This window comes from Kitasatospora sp. NPDC085895 (genome assembly GCF_040702125.1).
GTDB classification, from domain to species: Bacteria; Actinomycetota; Actinomycetes; order Streptomycetales; family Streptomycetaceae; genus Kitasatospora; species Kitasatospora arboriphila.
The window spans coordinates 1-15,600 of record NZ_JBFBJY010000033.1 but is presented as its reverse complement, the minus strand read 5'-3'; the positions used below and the strand labels follow the sequence as shown (position 1 = coordinate 15,600).

13 protein-coding genes are annotated in these 15,600 nt (G+C 74.9%); 4 read left to right on the top strand and 9 right to left on the bottom strand.

The genetic code is table 11. The features are described from left to right. The first annotated feature begins 101 nt into the window (after positions 1-101). On the top strand, positions 102-1,409 hold the full coding sequence (locus AB0442_RS21025) for a cyanophycinase (protein ID WP_366164449.1): 1,308 nt from the start codon (positions 102-104) through the stop codon (positions 1,407-1,409). 143 nt (positions 1,410-1,552) lie between these two features. Continuing rightward, entirely contained in the window at positions 1,553-2,437 is an 885-nt protein-coding gene (locus AB0442_RS21020; protein ID WP_363547120.1) for a MurR/RpiR family transcriptional regulator, read from the top strand. A 97-nt stretch (positions 2,438-2,534) separates the two neighbouring features. On the opposite strand, the gene AB0442_RS21015 is transcribed toward AB0442_RS21020, so the two are convergent. Next, positions 2,535-3,317: a type 1 glutamine amidotransferase domain-containing protein gene (locus AB0442_RS21015; RefSeq protein ID WP_366164448.1), complete on the bottom strand. Its 783-nt coding sequence runs from the start codon at positions 3,315-3,317 to the stop codon at positions 2,535-2,537. 91 nt (positions 3,318-3,408) lie between these two features. Here AB0442_RS21015 and AB0442_RS21010 point away from each other — a divergent pair, with 91 nt between their 5' ends. After that, positions 3,409-4,227 (top strand): MarR family transcriptional regulator, encoded by an 819-nt coding sequence (locus AB0442_RS21010; RefSeq protein ID WP_366164447.1) that lies wholly within the window; start codon positions 3,409-3,411, stop codon positions 4,225-4,227. Next, a complete protein-coding gene (locus AB0442_RS21005) occupies positions 4,224-4,889 on the top strand; it encodes a TMEM175 family protein (RefSeq protein WP_366164446.1) in 666 nt (221 codons plus the stop codon). Before AB0442_RS21010 ends, AB0442_RS21005 begins: the two co-directional genes overlap by 4 nt. A gap of 362 nt (positions 4,890-5,251) precedes the next feature. Here AB0442_RS21005 and AB0442_RS21000 read toward each other — a convergent pair whose 3' ends face one another. From AB0442_RS21000 to AB0442_RS20965, 8 genes are all read right to left on the bottom strand, one after another. Beyond that, positions 5,252-6,787: an NAD(P)/FAD-dependent oxidoreductase gene (locus AB0442_RS21000; RefSeq protein ID WP_366164445.1), complete on the bottom strand. Its 1,536-nt coding sequence runs from the start codon at positions 6,785-6,787 to the stop codon at positions 5,252-5,254. After that, the gene (locus AB0442_RS20995) at positions 6,784-7,503 is read right to left on the bottom strand and encodes a methyltransferase domain-containing protein (RefSeq protein WP_366164444.1); all 720 of its coding nucleotides are present in this window, start codon (positions 7,501-7,503) and stop codon (positions 6,784-6,786) included. Before AB0442_RS20995 ends, AB0442_RS21000 begins: the two co-directional genes overlap by 4 nt. Further along, positions 7,500-8,684, bottom strand: coding sequence for a lycopene cyclase family protein (locus AB0442_RS20990; protein WP_366164443.1), 1,185 nt, complete (start codon positions 8,682-8,684; stop codon positions 7,500-7,502). The genes AB0442_RS20995 and AB0442_RS20990 overlap by 4 nt, the downstream gene beginning before the upstream one ends. Then, positions 8,681-9,703 (bottom strand): DUF5914 domain-containing protein, encoded by a 1,023-nt coding sequence (locus AB0442_RS20985; RefSeq protein ID WP_366164442.1) that lies wholly within the window; start codon positions 9,701-9,703, stop codon positions 8,681-8,683. The genes AB0442_RS20990 and AB0442_RS20985 overlap by 4 nt, the downstream gene beginning before the upstream one ends. Beyond that, positions 9,700-10,650, bottom strand: a complete 951-nt coding sequence (locus tag AB0442_RS20980) for a phytoene/squalene synthase family protein (protein WP_366164441.1) — start codon at positions 10,648-10,650, stop codon at positions 9,700-9,702. Before AB0442_RS20980 ends, AB0442_RS20985 begins: the two co-directional genes overlap by 4 nt. After that, complete coding sequence (crtI, locus tag AB0442_RS20975; protein ID WP_366164440.1) at positions 10,647-12,203, bottom strand: phytoene desaturase family protein; 1,557 nt, start codon at positions 12,201-12,203, stop codon at positions 10,647-10,649. The genes AB0442_RS20980 and crtI overlap by 4 nt, the downstream gene beginning before the upstream one ends. Positions 12,204-12,230: 27 nt before the next feature. Beyond that, complete coding sequence (locus AB0442_RS20970; protein WP_366164439.1) at positions 12,231-13,412, bottom strand: polyprenyl synthetase family protein; 1,182 nt, start codon at positions 13,410-13,412, stop codon at positions 12,231-12,233. 816 nt (positions 13,413-14,228) lie between these two features. Further along, complete coding sequence (locus tag AB0442_RS20965; protein WP_366164438.1) at positions 14,229-14,705, bottom strand: SRPBCC family protein; 477 nt, start codon at positions 14,703-14,705, stop codon at positions 14,229-14,231. Positions 14,706-15,600: the final 895 nt, after the last annotated feature.

Genomic DNA, 15,600 nt, shown 5'->3' with positions numbered 1-15,600 from the left:
CGGCCGGCCGGGCCGCCGGCACCGGGTGCGCGCAGCCGGCGGGCCGCGCGCACCCGGAACCGCACGGTTCCCACCCCCTCGACCCCCACGGGAGAACCCGGATGAACCGACACCACCTGCCCCCGCGCGCGGCGATCGCCGCGGCCGCCGCCCTGGCCGTCGTCGCAGCAGCCGCACCCACCGCCTCCGCCGCCCCGCAGACCCCGGCCCGCCCGGACCACCGGGGCGGCGGCACCCTGATCCTGGTGGGCGGAGGTCTCAAGGACGACAACACCGAGATCTACCACGAGATCATCACCAAGGCGGGCGGTGCCGGCCGGGCCCGCATCGGCGTGCTCACCGCCGCCTCCGTTCCCGAGAGCCAGGACCCCGACGCGGCAGACCCCGACCGCTGCTCGAACTCCGTGTGCAACGGCAGGTACTACGCCGACCTGTTCAGGCGCCACGGAGCGGCCGACGCCCAGTGGATCCCGATCGACATCGAACACGTCGACGCCGCCGACTCCGACGCCGTGGTCGCCCGGGTGAACGCCATGACCGGCTTCTTCTTCGGCGGAGGCGACCAGTACCGCTACATCACCGGCCTGCTGCACGGTGACGCCCACACCGACTCCAAGGTCCTCGCCGCGATCCGCGCCAAACTGCGGGCCGGCGCCGTGGTCGCGGGCTCCAGCGCCGGCGCGCAGATCGCCTCCGGCCCCGACATGGTCAGCGGCGGCGACAGCTATCCGGCCCTGCGCGACGGCAGCACACCCGGCTACTTCGAGGACCCCGGCCGTCTCGGCTACATCCCCGAGGGCGGCTTCGGCTTCTTCGGCTCCGGCCTCATCGACACCCACACCGGCACCTACGGCCGCGAAGGCCGTGCGATCCGGCTCGCGGCCGACACCGGACACACCCGGGTGTTCGCCCTCGACGAGAACACCGCCCTCGAGGTCGAGCACGCCGGATCCGCCGACGAGTCCCTGCGCGTCCTGGGCACCCACGGCGTCTCCGTGTTCGACCTGCGCCGCGCCCGCACCGGCACCACCGGTGGTCGGTGGACCATCGAAGGCGTCCGCTACAGCTACCTCACCGACGGCGACCGGTACGACGCCCGGACCTGGCACACCGAGCCGGCCGACGGCAAGAAGCCGCTCACGCCGAGCCCGCAGAACACCGTGCCGGCCAACCACGACGTCTTCCACTCCGTCGACGACCCGGACGGCACCCCCTACTCCTTCTCCGGCACCGCCCGGGCCCTCACCGCCGCCGACCGGCGCACAGCGACCGCCACCACCTTCGAGACCGGACCGGCCTTCGAGATCACCTTCCGCAAGCGGGGCGACAGCCGCGCCTGGAGTGCCGACGGCACCACGGCCGCCTCCTTCAGCGACCTCGACGTGCGCATCGCCCCCGCCACCGACTGACCGCCCGAACCACCCGAGCACCTCCCCGCAGCCCGGCACTTCGCTAGGCTGCGGGGATCACGATCAAGCTCCCGCCGCCCAGGCCGCACGGGGCGGCCGGCCACCGCCGGCCTCTCCGAGCCGCAGACCGGGAAAGGACCCCCATGGCCCCCGTCACCCTCGCCGAGGACATTCGGCAGCGACTCGGCGAATGCAGCCCCGCCGAGCGGAAGGTCGGCCGGGTCCTGCTCGCAGGCTGGCCCGCGTCCGGATTCGAGACCATCGCCACCCTCGCCGAACGCGCCGACGTCAGCGCCCCCACGGTCATCCGCTTCGTCAACCGACTCGGCTACCGGGGCTTCCCGGACTTCCAGGCGGCGCTGCGCGCGGAGCTCGACGAGCGGAACGCCTCCCCGCTCACCCTCTACACGGCGGGTGGCTACGGCGCCCCCACCGAGGACGACTCGGTGGACCGGACGGGACCGGCAGGCCTGCTCGCCCACGGCAGGGAGGTGTTCACCTCGGCTGTCGACCGCACCCTGGCCGAAGTCACCCCGCACGACCTGGAGCGGGCCGTGCAACTCCTCGCCGACCCCAAGCGCCGCATCACGCTGGTCGGTGGCCGCTTCAGCCATCTGTTCGCCCAGTACCTCGGCCTGCACCTGATGCAGATGCGCGACGAGGTAAGGATCCTGCCCGACCGGCCCGTGGAGCGGACGGCTCAGCTGTCCTCCCTGGGCCGGCGGGACGTCCTCGTCGTGTTCGACTACCGCCGCTACGAGGAGGACAAGGTCACCATCGCCGAGCTGGTCCGCGAGGCGGGCGGGCGGGTCGTGCTGTTCACGGACACCTGGCTCTCGCCCGTGAGCACCCAGGCGGAGGTGGTGCTCTCCAGCCAGGTCGGGGCCCCCTCGCCCTACGACAGCCTGGTGCCCACGCTCGCCGTGGTGGAGACCGTGGTCGCCGGAATCGTCGCCGAGCTCGGGGACAAGGCGCACGGCCACATGCAGGGCGGTGAGGAGACCGCCCGCCGGCTCGGTCTGACCTGACGGCCGCACGTTCACGGGTGCTCAGCAGACCGCCGTCCCGGAACGGAGGTCGGCGACGCCGTCGACGTTCACGGCTGGTCTCCTTCGGGGCGAGGGATCAGGCGCCGATGGCGGCGATGACCGCCTGGGCGACCTTGCGGCTGGAGTACTGCTGCTGGCCGGTGACGAGACGGCCGTCGCGGACGGCGAAGGGCTTGAACAGGCCGGCGCTGATGTAGTTGGCGCCGCGCTCGCGCAGGGCGTCCTCGGCGCGCCACGGCATGATCCGGACGCCTGCCGCACGGTCGCCGTAGTCCTCCTCGGTGTTGGAGAAGCCGGTGACGGTGCGTCCGGCGACGAGCGGGGTGCCGTCGGCCAGCGTGCAGTCGACGAGGGCCGCGACGCCGTGGCAGTAGGCCGCGACGATCTTCTCGGCGTCCCAGAAGGTGCGGATGGCCCGGTGCAGCGTCTTGTTGTCGCGGAAGGTGAACATCGGCGACTGGCCGCCCGCGATCAGCAGAGCCTCGTAGCGGCCCGGGTCGAGGGTGTCCAGGGCGGGCGTGTCCGCCAGGAGGGCGGCGAGCTCGGGGGTGTGGACGAAGCCCATCGTGATCAGGTCCTCGGCGGCCCACTTCGAGGGGTCGCGGGGGTCCGAGAGGGCGTCCATCTCGACCCTCCCGCCGTCCGGGGAGGCGACGGTGACCCGGAAGCCGGCCTCGGTCAGCTCGTAGTGGGGATGGGTGAGCTCGGCGCCCCAGAAGCCCACGGGCCAGTTGTTGTTGCTGCTGACGGTCGGGTTGGCGACGACGATCAGGACCTCCCGCGGCAGGTCGGTGCGGGAGTCGACCCGCACGTGGTGGTCGGACGAGATCGCGGCGACGCCGGCCGTGGTGTCGGACATGGCGAGAACCTCCGAACGGAACGGGCCCCCGAGCAATACTGCTTGAGTCCAAGCAATCCTGCCAATGGAAGTATTCCTCTATCCTGAACGGGTGGCGGACACGGACAAGGGCATCCACGACAGCGTCGACGCCGTTCTCGAGCAGTGGCGGCGGGAACGCCCCGACCTGCCGGTGGCCCCGGTGGGAGTGATCACACGCCTGGCCCGCGTGCGAACCCACCTGGACACCGCCCTGGCCGAGGTCTTCGCAGGCTTCGACCTCACCCCCGCCGACTTCCAGGCCCTGGTCAACCTGCGCCGCGCCGGCGCCCCCTACCAACTCGGCCAAGCACGGCTCATGGCCGCACTGGGCCTGACCTCCGGCACCGTGAGCGTGCGCCTCACCCGCCTCGAACAGCGCGGCATCGTCATCCGCGAACCCGACCCCGACGACAAGCGCAGCCACACCGTCCGCCTCACCGGCAAAGGCCTGGAGCTGTTCGACCGGATCGCACCCCTGCACCTCGCCGGCGAAGAACTCCTCCTTTCCGCCCTCACCCCCGACGAGCAGACCCGACTCGCCGCACTGCTCCGCAAACTCCTCACCTCCTTCGAACACACCGGGCCCCACGCCACCCGGCTGTGGGGCATGACCCTCGAACCCGCCCGCATCGCCCGCCGACGCCGCACCGCCGTCGGCCTGAGCGACCACCCGGGCCTGCTCGTCACCGCAATCACCCCCGACGGCCCGGCCGCACACGCCGGCATCCGCCCCGGAGACCTCCTCACCCACCGCGACACCGTCGAAATCCGCACCTGCGAAGACCTGAACCCCACCACCAGCGGCCCCGTGATCCTGCGAATCCTGCGCGCGGAGCAGCCCCTCGACATCACCATCGACCCGGACCAGTCCGCTTCGGAGAACCCATGACCGGCGACGACCTGCCCGCGACCGACGCACCGGCGCAGGCAGCGGACTTCAGCACCAACCGCCTCGAAGCGTTCAGCGACGGCGTCTTCGCCATCGCCATCACCCTCCTGGTCCTCGACCTGAACGTGCCCGAACCCGACAGCCTCCACGGCGAGTCCCTGACCGCGGCCCTCGCCCACCAGTGGCCCTCCTACTTCGCCTACCTGGTCAGCTTCCTCGTCATCGGCATCATCTGGATCAACCACCACGCCATGTGCGCGCTCGCGCGCCGCGTCGACCGGCGCACCCTGTTCGCCAACCTCTTCCTGCTGCTCACCGTCTCGGTCATCCCCTTCCCCACACGGCTGCTCGCCACGTACCTCACCGCGGACGACAGCGACGCCCACACCGCCGCCGCGATCTACGCCGGCACCATGGTCGCGATGGGCATCGCCTTCTCACTGCTCTTCCTCGCCTTCACCCGGGACGCCCGGCTGCTGCACCGGCCCATCCCGCCGGAGGCACTGCGCGCCGCGCTGCGTCGCTTCGGCATCGGCGGGCTCGGCTACCTCGCCACCGTCGGCCTGGCCTACGTCAGCCCGGTCGCGATGCTCGCCACCCATGCGCTCCTCGCCGTCTACTACTGCTTCGACCAGCTCGCACCCGCCCGCGCCACACGCTGACCAGCACCGAACACGACCCGCAGGCCCGAGGCGCAGGCGAGGCGCACCGGCAGTATCCGGTGATCGACGGACACGGCGGGCACGGCGGGACACACCCCGACGCGGCGGGCCCGGCGACCACGGCAAGCATCCACATGACGTCCCCCTGCCGAACGCCCCGTGACCCCCGGGGGCCATCCATCGGGGCGTGGTCACGTGAACGGCGGTTTGGTCGTCCGAGCCGAGGGCGTGGGCGGTGCCGCGGGCGAAGACCCCCTCTGTGTCGTTGGCGGTTCGGTGCGGCGGGCACCGGTCGGCGGAGCGCGCTCGTAAGGGTCCAGGACCCGGCGGAGCACGGCGGCCTCGCCGCGGGTGACGTCCGGTCAGGCCCGCGACAGGGCACGGAGGAGCGGGTTGCGGCCGCGTACCGGCACGGACCACAGGTCGTGGCCGAGGAGGCCGAAGGACCGCAGCAGCCTGTTGGCGGCGAGGAACCCGGTGGTCGCGGCCCGTTCCATGAGTGCGGTCGGCAGAGGGCAGCGGACACCGTCGCCCGCGACCACGAGGCGTTCGTACGGGGTGCCGATGTCGGGGCGCTGCCGGTACCCGCCCACCGCGAACTGCGGACAGTCCGACCGCCAGACGTGCCGGCTGTCGACGATCCCGGCCGTCGCGAGTTCCGGGTACAGCCGGCGCAACCGGGCCACGAGCTCCCGCTCCGTCTGCGTGCGGTCGGCGGTGTGCGGGACGGCGTAGGCATGGAGCTCGATCACGGAACCCCCGCTCTTCGCCGCCCAGCGCGCCGCCTCGCCCTCCCACCGTTCGACGACGCTGACGTTGTCGAGCGGCCCGTAGCCCGCGGTGCCGAGGAACCCGGCCCGGTCGGGGCGGGCGGCGGTGTCGGTCCAGTGCCTGCTGACGAGGAAGGGCGGGGCCGTGCGGACGCCGGTCACGGTGGAGCGCCAGGCCGTGCTGCCGAGGCCGGGCGAGCCGGCGACCAGAGCGCTCAGGGCGCCCGGGTCGGTGGCCAGCACGACGGCGTCGCAGCGGACGGTGCCGCCCGCTGCGGAGACCTCGAAGCGGCCGTCGGGGCGGGGGAGGACGCCCTCGACGGCGGCACCGGTGTGGATCCGCACACCCGACCCCGCGAGGCGGGCCGCGAGGGGGTGCCACAGCGACACCGGGAAGGGCTCGCCGGCGACGTCGAAGAGGAGCCCTTCGGCGGAGCCGAGGAAGTAGATGTGGAACATCAGGACGAGCTCGGCCGCCGACAGCGCGTCCGGGCTGCTGAAGAAGCTCCGGGAGAAGACGTCGAACGCCAGGTGCCGAGCCCGCGGCGGGAAGTTGACGGCGGCCAGGAAGTCGTCGGCGCTGATGTGGTCGAGGGCGTCGTACACGGTCGCAACGGTGACGCCGGCCAGCTGCCGGGCCGCCCGGGCGTCGATCCGCGCCATGTCCCGGAGGCCGAAGGCGGGGCTGCGCAGGGCGAAGGCCAGCGCGTTCCACGGAGGTGTCCGGGGCAGCCCCGCGAAGCCGTCGGTGCCGGCCGTCCGGTGCCGCAGCGGATAGTCGGGCAGGGCCTTCAGGAAACCGAGGGAGGGGTCGATGCGCCTGAGCAGCGCCCGGAGGTTGTAGTACTGGCGGAAGAAGGCGTGGAAGCCGCGGTTCATCGTGACGCCGGTGCCGTCCGCGAGCCGGGTGGGCCAGCCCGCGAGCCTCCCGCCGAGGTGCGGGTGCCGCTCGTAGAGGTCGACGCCGATGCCGCGTTCGGCCAGTGCGGTGGCGGCGGACAGGCCGGCGATCCCGCTGCCGACCACGGCTGCGCGGGGCGCCGGCGAAGCCGCGCACGGCGCTCCCGGGTGGGCGGGCCACAGCACGGCGCGGCGGTCGCGGGCGCCCGGTGGGAGAGGGCGGTTCACGGCCGGTCCTCCGGACGGTCGGCGGTGAGGGTGTGGACGAGTCCTGCCTGCCAGCCCCGGGCCGGGTGGACGCGCACGCCGGTGAACCCCGCCGCTGCGATCCGGGCGGCCAGGACGCCGACCGGGTCGAAGCCGATGACGCTGCGGCGCAGGTGCCGGTACAGTCGCGGACCGCCGGGCCCGAGGGCGCCGAGGGGGATGACGATCCCGTAGCACAGCGCGTTCCAGGCCACCGTGTCGACGCGTCTGCCGCGCAGGGTGTAGTCGTGCACGACCAGGCGGCCGCCCGGGCGCAGGACGCGGCGGATGCCGGCCAGCACGCCGTCCGGATCCGCGGTGTTCCGCAGCAGGTAGCAGGAGAGGACCGCGTCGTAGGGGCCGCGGAGGGGCGGGGTGCCGAGGTGCTCGGCCCGGGCGTGGACGAAGCCGACCGCGACCGGCCACGGTTTGGCGCGTGCCCGCTGCAGCATGCCGGTGGAGGCGTCGGCCGCGGTGACGGTGGCCTCCGGGACCGCGGCGAGGACGGCGCGGGTCGACGCTCCCGTGCCGCAGCCGAGGTCGAGGACCCGGTCCGGACGACCGGTGGCCGGCCTCAGCAGGGCGGCCGCGGAGGCGAGTTGGCGGTGGTAGCCGGGGCTCAGGGCGGTGAGCCGGTCGTAGGCGGCGGCGGACCGGTCGAAGGCGGCGGCCAGGTCGGTGCCGTGGAGGACGGTCATGGGGGCTCCGGGGTGGCCGGGCCGCGGAGGCGGGGGCGGGCGGTGTCGAGCGAGCTGCGCAGCATCGCCCGGAGCGGACTGCGCAGGCCGATGGCGAGCTCCTGGGCGGGGGTCGAGGTGCCGTCCAGGAACCGCAGCACGTCGCCGGTGCCGTTGGACCGGAAGAGGCCGGTGAAGAAGTCCGGTCCGATCCGGCCCCGGTCGAGCGCGCGGAGCAGGACGGCGTCCATGAGCAGGTGCCGCCGGGGGTAGGGCCGCGGCGGCGTCGGAGGGCGGCCGGCCAGGACGGCGCGGGCGGCGGCGCGGGCCTGGCGCTGGCTGGCGGCGAAGCTGTAGCCGGTGGAGGGGCGGACGGCGCCGCCGGCCGCGCCGATGCGGAAGTGCCGGGGCCCCTCGACGCGGAGGTGCCGCGCGTCGGTCATCGGCACCGTCCCGGCCTCCACCGCCTCGACGCGGTGTGCGCGCACGCCGAGGACGTCGTGCAGGTAGCCGGTGAGGGGGAGGTCGTAGGCGTCCTCCGGCCACGGCTCGCGGCCGAAGACGGTGTATTCGACGAGGGCGCGACGGCTGTCGGTCGGGAGGACGTACCCGAAGGCCAGGCCCGTGTCCGGTTGCGGCACCCGGAAGTCTATGAGCAGGGGAGCGGCGGGGTCGAAGGCCGGTTGCTCGGTGCGCACGGTCCAGCCGCGGAAGTGCTGCACCAGCGCGGTGCGGGGAGCCCGGACGGGCGGCCGCGGACGCGAGTCGAACACCCACCCTGCGCGCAGCGCCGTCCTGTCGCCTTCGAGGGTGAGACGGGCACCCGCCGGCCCCGCGCGCACGTGCGAGACGGCTCCGACGAGGCGCCCGCTGCCCGGGGTCCGGGCGAGCCGCTCCTCGACGGCCCCGGCCAGGACCTCCGAACCCAGCATCTTGTACCGCGCCGGCCCTAGGGGGTGCCGGGAGCGCACTCCGTCACCGGAGCAGACGTCCACCGACGCCCAGCTGGCGGTCAGGAGGTCGTCGAAGGCGCCGTGCCCGTCCTCCCAGTAGCACCAGGTCCGGGGTGCCGGCCGGCGCGGGTCGCCGGTGTCCGGTTCGACGAGGACCACGCTCGGTCCGCCCGGCCCCGCGCACAGGTGGTGGGCGAACGCCAGCCCGGCCGCGCCGGCGCCGATGACGGCGATGTCGACGGTCCTCACGCTTCCGTGCCCCCCTGCCGGGTCCGCAGTGCGTGACGCCGCTCGGCGTAGGCGAGGTCGTCGCGCCACAGCCGGGCCGAGCCCCTGCGGACGGCGGGCCGCACCAGCGGTGCGAGCGCGCGCGCCACCGCGAAGCCGCGCCGGGCGGAGGCCGCGACGACCGCCTCGGTGACGATCGTGCGGGCCGGTTCGCCGGGGCCGGACACGGGCGTGGCGTGCGTCTCGACCACGCTCCCGACGCCTTCGCCCTCGACGATCTCCATGACCACCGTGCGCGGCCCCGGGGCCGTGAAGGCAGCGGTGACCGGTACGGCCAGCTGCCGTCCCAGCCGGAAGTCCACCCGGACGAGGAAGCGGTCCGCGTCGGCGGGCTCCGTCACGGGGAGCGTCGCCGGAGGGCTCTCCAGGACGGTCAGGGCGCCGAAGGAGTACGGGTGGAACCAGGCGCCGTGCCAGGGGTCGAGCCGGTTGGCGACCACGTCCCGCGGCTCGCACCTGCCCGCCAGCGAGACCACCGCGGTCAGTGCCGTCCGCGGGTCCGGGCGGTGCCCGGCCGGGGGAGCCTTCGTGGCCTCCTCGCCGCCCAGGTCGTCCAGCCGCACCCACAGCAGCACCCCGTCGTCGTGACACGGGTTCGTCGGCCACGCCGGGCTGCCGGCGGGGCCGAGTCGCATCCCGTGCCACCGGCACACCAGGTCGTGCCCGTCGACGGGAGCGTCGCACAGCGGGGCGCCGAGGTGGGGGCAGCCACCCGGTCCCGCGTGGACGTCGCCCGCGGGAGCGCGCCACACCACGAGCTCCCGGCCGGCGACCCGGCGGGGGACGGCCCGGCCCGGACGGACCGCCCCCGAGGAGCCGACGACGTACCAGTTGCCGGTCGGCCGCCGGGCGGCGCGGTCGGCCGCGGCCTCGATCGTCGCGACGCCGGCCTCCTTCCACGTGGGCTCCTGGTCCAGCCACCGCTGTCGGCGTACCCGCCGCAAGGGAAGGCTCCGGGCCGTCCGCCGTCGGCCGCTCATGCGGCACCACCTCCGTGCGCCAGGCGGGCGGCCATCGCCCCGTAGACCCCTGCGGCCGCCACCCGGGCACGCCGGCGGGTGGGGACCGACACCCGCCGGTGGAGGACCGCCGTCGGACCGGCCCGCTCGATCTCGTCGAGGATCCCGCGGTACAGCACCAGCGCCGTCCGGACGCACGGCCGGGACTCGTCGGCCAGCATCGGCACCCCCAGCGCCGCCCACCGGTAGAGCCCCCGGGCGTGGGCGATCTGCTCCCGCAGTGCCGCGACGACCCGGGTGTCGCCCCGGCCGGTGCGCCGGCACCAGACCAGCAGCTCCCGGTCGACACCGTGGGCGGCGAGCTGGTCGGCGGGCAGGTAGATCCGCCCGCGGTCGAGGTCCTCGCCCACGTCGCGGATGAAGTTGGTCACCTGGAACGCCACCCCCAGCCCCGCCGCGTGCGGCGCGGCCGTCCGGGGGTCGGTGACCGTGCCGAGCACCGGCAGGCACTCCAGGCCGATCACCGCCGCCGACCCGTGCATGTACCCCATCAGGTCGGCGAAGCTCGCGTAGTCGGTGGTGGCGAGGTCCTGGCGCATGGCGGCGAGGAAGTCCGCGAAGTGTCGGTACGGGATGCGGTAGCGGCGTGCCGTGTCCGCGACGGCCAGGCACACCGGCTGCCCGCTCCACCCCGTCGCCACCGCCGCGCGCAGGTCGTCCTCCAGCCGCTGCAGCGCCGCGGCCCGCTGTTCCACGGGTACCCGCCGCGTCCGGTCGTCCACGATCTCGTCCGCCCACCGGGCGAACCCGTACAGGGCGTGCACGGCGGGCCGGCGGTCGGGCGTGAGCATGCGGGTGGCCAGGAAGTAGGTACGGCCGTACCGTGCGTTGATCGCCCGGCAGTACCGGTACGCCTCGCGCACGGCCGGCTCACGGACACCCGCCGGAACGGGCTCGCGCGACCTCATGGCCTCGCCCCGCTCCGGACGCCCCGCCCGGCGTCCCCTGGGAGCGTACGGGCGCCGGTGGCCCGGGTGCCGCCGGTGATCCGGGCGGCGGCGAGCTTGCCCGAGACCAGGACGGTGGGCACCCCCACGCCCGGTGTCGTGCCGCACCCGGCCAGGACGACGTTCTCCTCGCCGGGCACCAGGTTGCGCGGCCGGAACGGCCCGGTCTGGGCGAGGGTGTGCGCCGCCGAGAACGGCGTGCCCGCGCCGTGCCCCTGCGCCAGCCAGTCCGCGGGCGTGACCACCCGCTCGAACACGACAGCGTCCCCGAGCCCCTCCAGTCCCCGGCGCTCCAGCTCCCGGAGGAGGCTGTCGCGGTAGGCCGGGGCCGTCCGCGCCCAGTCGATCGGTCCCGTCTGCAGGTTGGGGCAGGGCGCGAGCACGTGGTGCAGGTGCCGGCCCGGGGGTGCGAGCGCCGGGTCGGTGGCCGTCGGATTGGTCACCAGCAGGGACGGATCGCTCATCACCCGTCCGCTGCGCGTGAGCTCGGTGAACGTGGACTCCCAGGCAGCGCCGAAGGACAGCGTGTGGTGGGTCAACCGGTCCCACCGCCGGTCGGTGCCGAGGTGCAGCAGGAACGCGGACGGCGACCAGCGCAGCGGAACGGCCCTGCGCGGCCGGCGGCCCAGCAGCCGGTGCGCCGCCGGCAGGTCGGCGGTGATCACCACCGCGTCGCAGGGAGTCCTACCGCCGTCGGCCGTCCGCACCGCGACGACCCGGCCGGACGGGCCGCGCTCCAGCGACACCACCGCCCGCCCGTACCGCAGCCCGGCGCCGGCCTGCGCCGCCGCGGACGCGAGCGCACGCGGCACCGCGTGCATCCCCCCGCGCGGGAACCAGACCCCGGCCACCGTGTCCATGTACGCGATGACGGCGTAGGCCGCGAGCGCCCGGGCCGGTGCCACACCGGCGTACAGCGACTGGAAGGAGAAGATCCGCCGCAGCCGGTCGTCGTGCAGGAACGACCCGATCCTCGGGCCGAGCCGGCCGAAGCCGCCGAGGGCGGCCAGCCGGGCCAGGTCGGCGCCCAGCAGGCCGAGGGGCGAGTCGAAGTTGGCGTCGATGAACGAGTGCATCTGCGCCCGGTACACCTTCTCCAGCCACGACCGCAACCGCCGGTAGCCGGCCGCCTCCGCCGGGCCGGCGACGGACCGGATCTGGGCCTCCATCCGGTCAGGGTCGCTGTGGACGTCGATCGCCGTCCCGTCGGCGAACTCCGCCCGGTAGGCGGGATCGAGCCGGACCAGGTCGAGCCGCTCGCGCAGTGAGCTCCCCCCGGCGGCGAGGGCCTCGTCGAGCAGGTCCGGCATGGTCAGGACGGTCGGCCCGGTGTCGATGCGGTAGCCCCCGCTCCGCAGGACGCCCGCACGGCCGCCGGGCTGCGTGCCGCGTTCGAGCACGGTGACGCGCCGGCCCGCGCCGAGCAGGTGGAGGGCGCAGGAGAGGCCCGCGAGGCCCGCACCGACCACCACCACGTGGTCCGTCCTGCCCGTGACGGTCTTGACGGTCTTCATCGCGCTGTCCCTTCCGGACCTGATGCGTCAGAGCGGGGGAGCGGCGGCCGCGTGCGCCGGCCGGGGGCCGAGCGCCTGCGGTACCGCCGTGAGCCGCCGGGCGACGGCCAGCAGCCGGCCGCGCGCGCAGTCGTCGAAGCGCTCCGCGGACAGGAACCCGCACGCCTCGTCGCGGAGCCGTGCCACCAGGGCGCACACCTCGTGGTCGGCGCCGGTCTCCGACACGGCGGCCCGTACCCGCTCGACGACGGCGCCGTCGGCGCGGCCCGACGCCAGGGCCGAGCGGATCAGCTCCTCCTCGTGCCGCATGCCGCGTGCCGCCGCGGTCTCCAGGGCCCGCAGGACCAGGTAGGTCCGCTTCCCCTCCGCGATGTCACCGCCGGGGTCCTTGCCGAGCTCCGCCGCGTCGCCGAACAGGTCCCGCAGGTCGTCGGCCAGCTGGAACGCCAGCCCGACGCGCTGCCCGAACCCGCTCAGCGCGGCCTTCCGGCCGCGCGTCGCCCCCGCGAGGTCGGCGCCCAGTTCGAGCGGCCGCTGCACGCTGTAGCCGCCGCTCTTCAACGACGCCACGGTGAGAGCCAGTTCGGACGATCCGCACTGCTCCGCCTGGAGCCGCAGTTCGAGCGCCTGGCCCGCCACCATGTCGGCCCGCATGCGCCGCCAGGTCTCCAGCACCGCTCCTCCGCGCCCTCCGATCTCCCGGGCCACGGCGGCGGCCAGGTCGTCCGCGCGGGCCAGCGCAAGATCGCCCGCCAGGATCGCCATGGAGATCCCGTAGCGGTCGCTGCTGCCGCTCCACCCGCCCGCGCGGTGCTGCGCACTCGCGGAGGCGTGCAGCGCAGGCCCGCCGCGCCGCAGCGCGGACGCGTCCATGACGTCGTCGTGGACGACCGCACAGGCCTGGATCAGCTCGAGGGCGGCGGCCAGCTCGACCACCCGGGGGTGGGTGTCCGCGCTCCGTCCCCGCCGCCGGCAGGCGAGCCAGGCGTGTCGCAGCAGTCGCGCCCGCATCCGCTTCCCGCCCGTCACCAGGGAGTCCGTGAACGGCTGCACGGCGGTCGCACCGTCCTCGCCGTGGCGTTCGGGCCGCAGGGAGCCGGCCATCGCGTCCGTCACCTCGCGGCAGAAGGCAGCGTCGTCCGGCAGGGCCGTGGACGGCCTCGACGAGGGGGCGGCGCGCAGCGCCCGGCAAAGTCCTGCGGCTCGCATCGCGGCACCTCCATCGTGCGGCGGTCGAACGGACCGGACGCGGTGTTCTCGGCGCCTCCCCGGTACGCCGACCCCGATCCTCCGACCAGGGCCGTAACGTGCCCGACCCGGAGGCGGCGCATCCCACTCTCGGTGCCGTGGCATTCCGGGCACAGTCGCAGCGGTCCTGCATCGCTGCCGCAGGCGTGGGCCGTCAGCGGACGCGGACCTGGTGGACGCAGGCCCGGCGCAAGGCCGCGGGACGCGGACGGGGGACGCGTGAACGCGGCCGAGGTGGTGCCGGGGCCGCGCACGCTCCGCTTCGCGGTGGGTCCGGCCCGCCTGCGACGGGACCGGGACGGGTCGGCCCTGATCGACACCGGCACGGCGGGCCGCGGGAAGCGGGTCGAAGAGGCGCTGGACGGTGAGCCGCTCGAGCATGTGGTGCGGGGCGTCATGCGGCCGTATTCCCGGCGGTTCGGAGTCTGCGGGCAAACGAGTCGGGACAAGGCCGGACCACGGATCGGCCCGGACCGACGGGTCCTGACGGAGTGTCGGACGAGGTGGCGCACCACGGTGACACCGTCCCGGGTGCAGGAGTGGACCGACACCCCGGCCCGGGGGCGGTGCGTCATCGCCCTCGACGGAACCGGCGTGGGCGGGTCCGGCGGCACCACGCCCAGCACGGTCGCGCAGGACGACCTCCTCCGCCGGCCGCGGTGCCGGGGGACGCCGGTGGGGCGGCTCGCCGGGTCGGCCCGCCCGGATCCGCCGGATGATCGGCCCGTCGGTCACCCGGAGGGCCGAGGCGGTGGGCGATCTCGCGCCCCTCGGCTCCTACGGGTGGGCGGGATGCCTTCTGCGGCCGTCTTCCGTCGGGCTGAGCAGGTGGTTCAGCACACGGCCGAAGACCACCCGCCCCACCGGAGCGACGACCGCTTCGAGGGCGCCGGGGAGTGCGGCGATCGTGAGTTCCTCGGCCCAGGTCACGTCGGTGCCGCTGTCCCCGGGCGTCCGCCGGACGCCGAGTTCGGCCCATCCGCGCACCACGTGTCCGCGCTTCTCCAAGCGGCAGAACCCCGGCCGGCCGGGCCCCGGAGACTCCAGCGCGACGATCTCCATCGGGTCGTCGAACGTCACCGGTCCCACGGCCGTTCGGGCCAGGATCGTGTCGCCGGCCTGCCGGCCCGAGCCGTGGACGACGGAGACCTCCGTGAACGGCACCCGGTCACCGTGCCGGGGCCAGTCGGTCAGGCGCTCCCAACAGACCGCCGGAGTGAGCGGGGACCGGCGGGTCAGCACGATGCGAGCCATACCTCAGGGTAGATGCCGTCCGGCGCGGACCGTTTCGCCGCGCAGGACCGCGTGGCGCCATCCGAAGGCGCGCCGGCGACGAAGCAGGGGTGCCACGGCCACGTGTGCGACAGGCGGAGGCGGAGGAGGAGTACCGATGACCGGCGTGAAGCGCACCACCGCCCCCGACCGGTCGGCCGTGACCGACGGTCCGCCGTCGGGCACCGCCTTCCCGGGCCGGTCCGGGACGCCGGGGGCGGCGGACCACACCGGGGGGAACGGGATGACTTCCACCCGTGGGCACGGTCCGGGGCCGCAGGACCTGGTGGAACGGATCTGCCGGGCGGTGGCCGCCGGGGACGGCTTCATGCTGGATGTGCTTCTGGCGGTGCTGGAGGCCGTTGCCGACGAGACCCTCCTGCGGAGGCTGGCCGAGGCGATGGGACGCGTTGCCCCGCCACCCCGCCGTGGCCGGAGCAGGGCCACACGTGCCCGCCGGCCGGTCCACGCAGGTACGGGGCCGCATCCCTCCGGGCCCGACCCCCGTCCCCCGTCGGGCCGCCGGCCGTGAGACGGAGGCGTACCCCGTCCCCCCGGTGGTCCGATCCCTCGTGACCACCCGCTCCGCTGCGCCCGGCCCGGTCCGACGGCGGCGTTCGACGGCACGCCGGCCGCACCGGAGGGTAACGACCGGGCCCGGTCCGGGAAGGCAGGGCGGGTACGGCGGGGTCACGGTGACGCAGCCCGCTTCCCCCGTCCCCGCCGTCCCCGCCGTTCCCGCCGTTCCCGTGCCGCCGTGGTCGGCCGCGTGGCGTAGGGCTTGTCTGACGATTCCCGCCGCGCGCGCGACGCCGGATCTCCCGACCGGACGCACCGCCGCATCGCCCGAGTACGTCCAGTACGAGGCCGATACGGC

Coding starts and splice junctions, on each gene's coding strand:
- AB0442_RS20985 (WP_366164442.1), bottom strand. CDS start 9,703: ATGAGCGGCCGACGGCGGACGGCCCGGAGCCTTCCCTTGCGGCGGGTA.
- AB0442_RS20970 (WP_366164439.1), bottom strand. CDS start 13,412: ATGCGAGCCGCAGGACTTTGCCGGGCGCTGCGCGCCGCCCCCTCGTCG.
- AB0442_RS20995 (WP_366164444.1), bottom strand. CDS start 7,503: ATGACCGTCCTCCACGGCACCGACCTGGCCGCCGCCTTCGACCGGTCC.
- crtI (WP_366164440.1), bottom strand. CDS start 12,203: ATGAAGACCGTCAAGACCGTCACGGGCAGGACGGACCACGTGGTGGTG.
- AB0442_RS21020 (WP_363547120.1), top strand. CDS start 1,553: ATGGCCCCCGTCACCCTCGCCGAGGACATTCGGCAGCGACTCGGCGAA.
- AB0442_RS20980 (WP_366164441.1), bottom strand. CDS start 10,650: ATGAGGTCGCGCGAGCCCGTTCCGGCGGGTGTCCGTGAGCCGGCCGTG.
- AB0442_RS21015 (WP_366164448.1), bottom strand. CDS start 3,317: ATGTCCGACACCACGGCCGGCGTCGCCGCGATCTCGTCCGACCACCAC.
- AB0442_RS21005 (WP_366164446.1), top strand. CDS start 4,224: ATGACCGGCGACGACCTGCCCGCGACCGACGCACCGGCGCAGGCAGCG.
- AB0442_RS21025 (WP_366164449.1), top strand. CDS start 102: ATGAACCGACACCACCTGCCCCCGCGCGCGGCGATCGCCGCGGCCGCC.
- AB0442_RS20965 (WP_366164438.1), bottom strand. CDS start 14,705: ATGGCTCGCATCGTGCTGACCCGCCGGTCCCCGCTCACTCCGGCGGTC.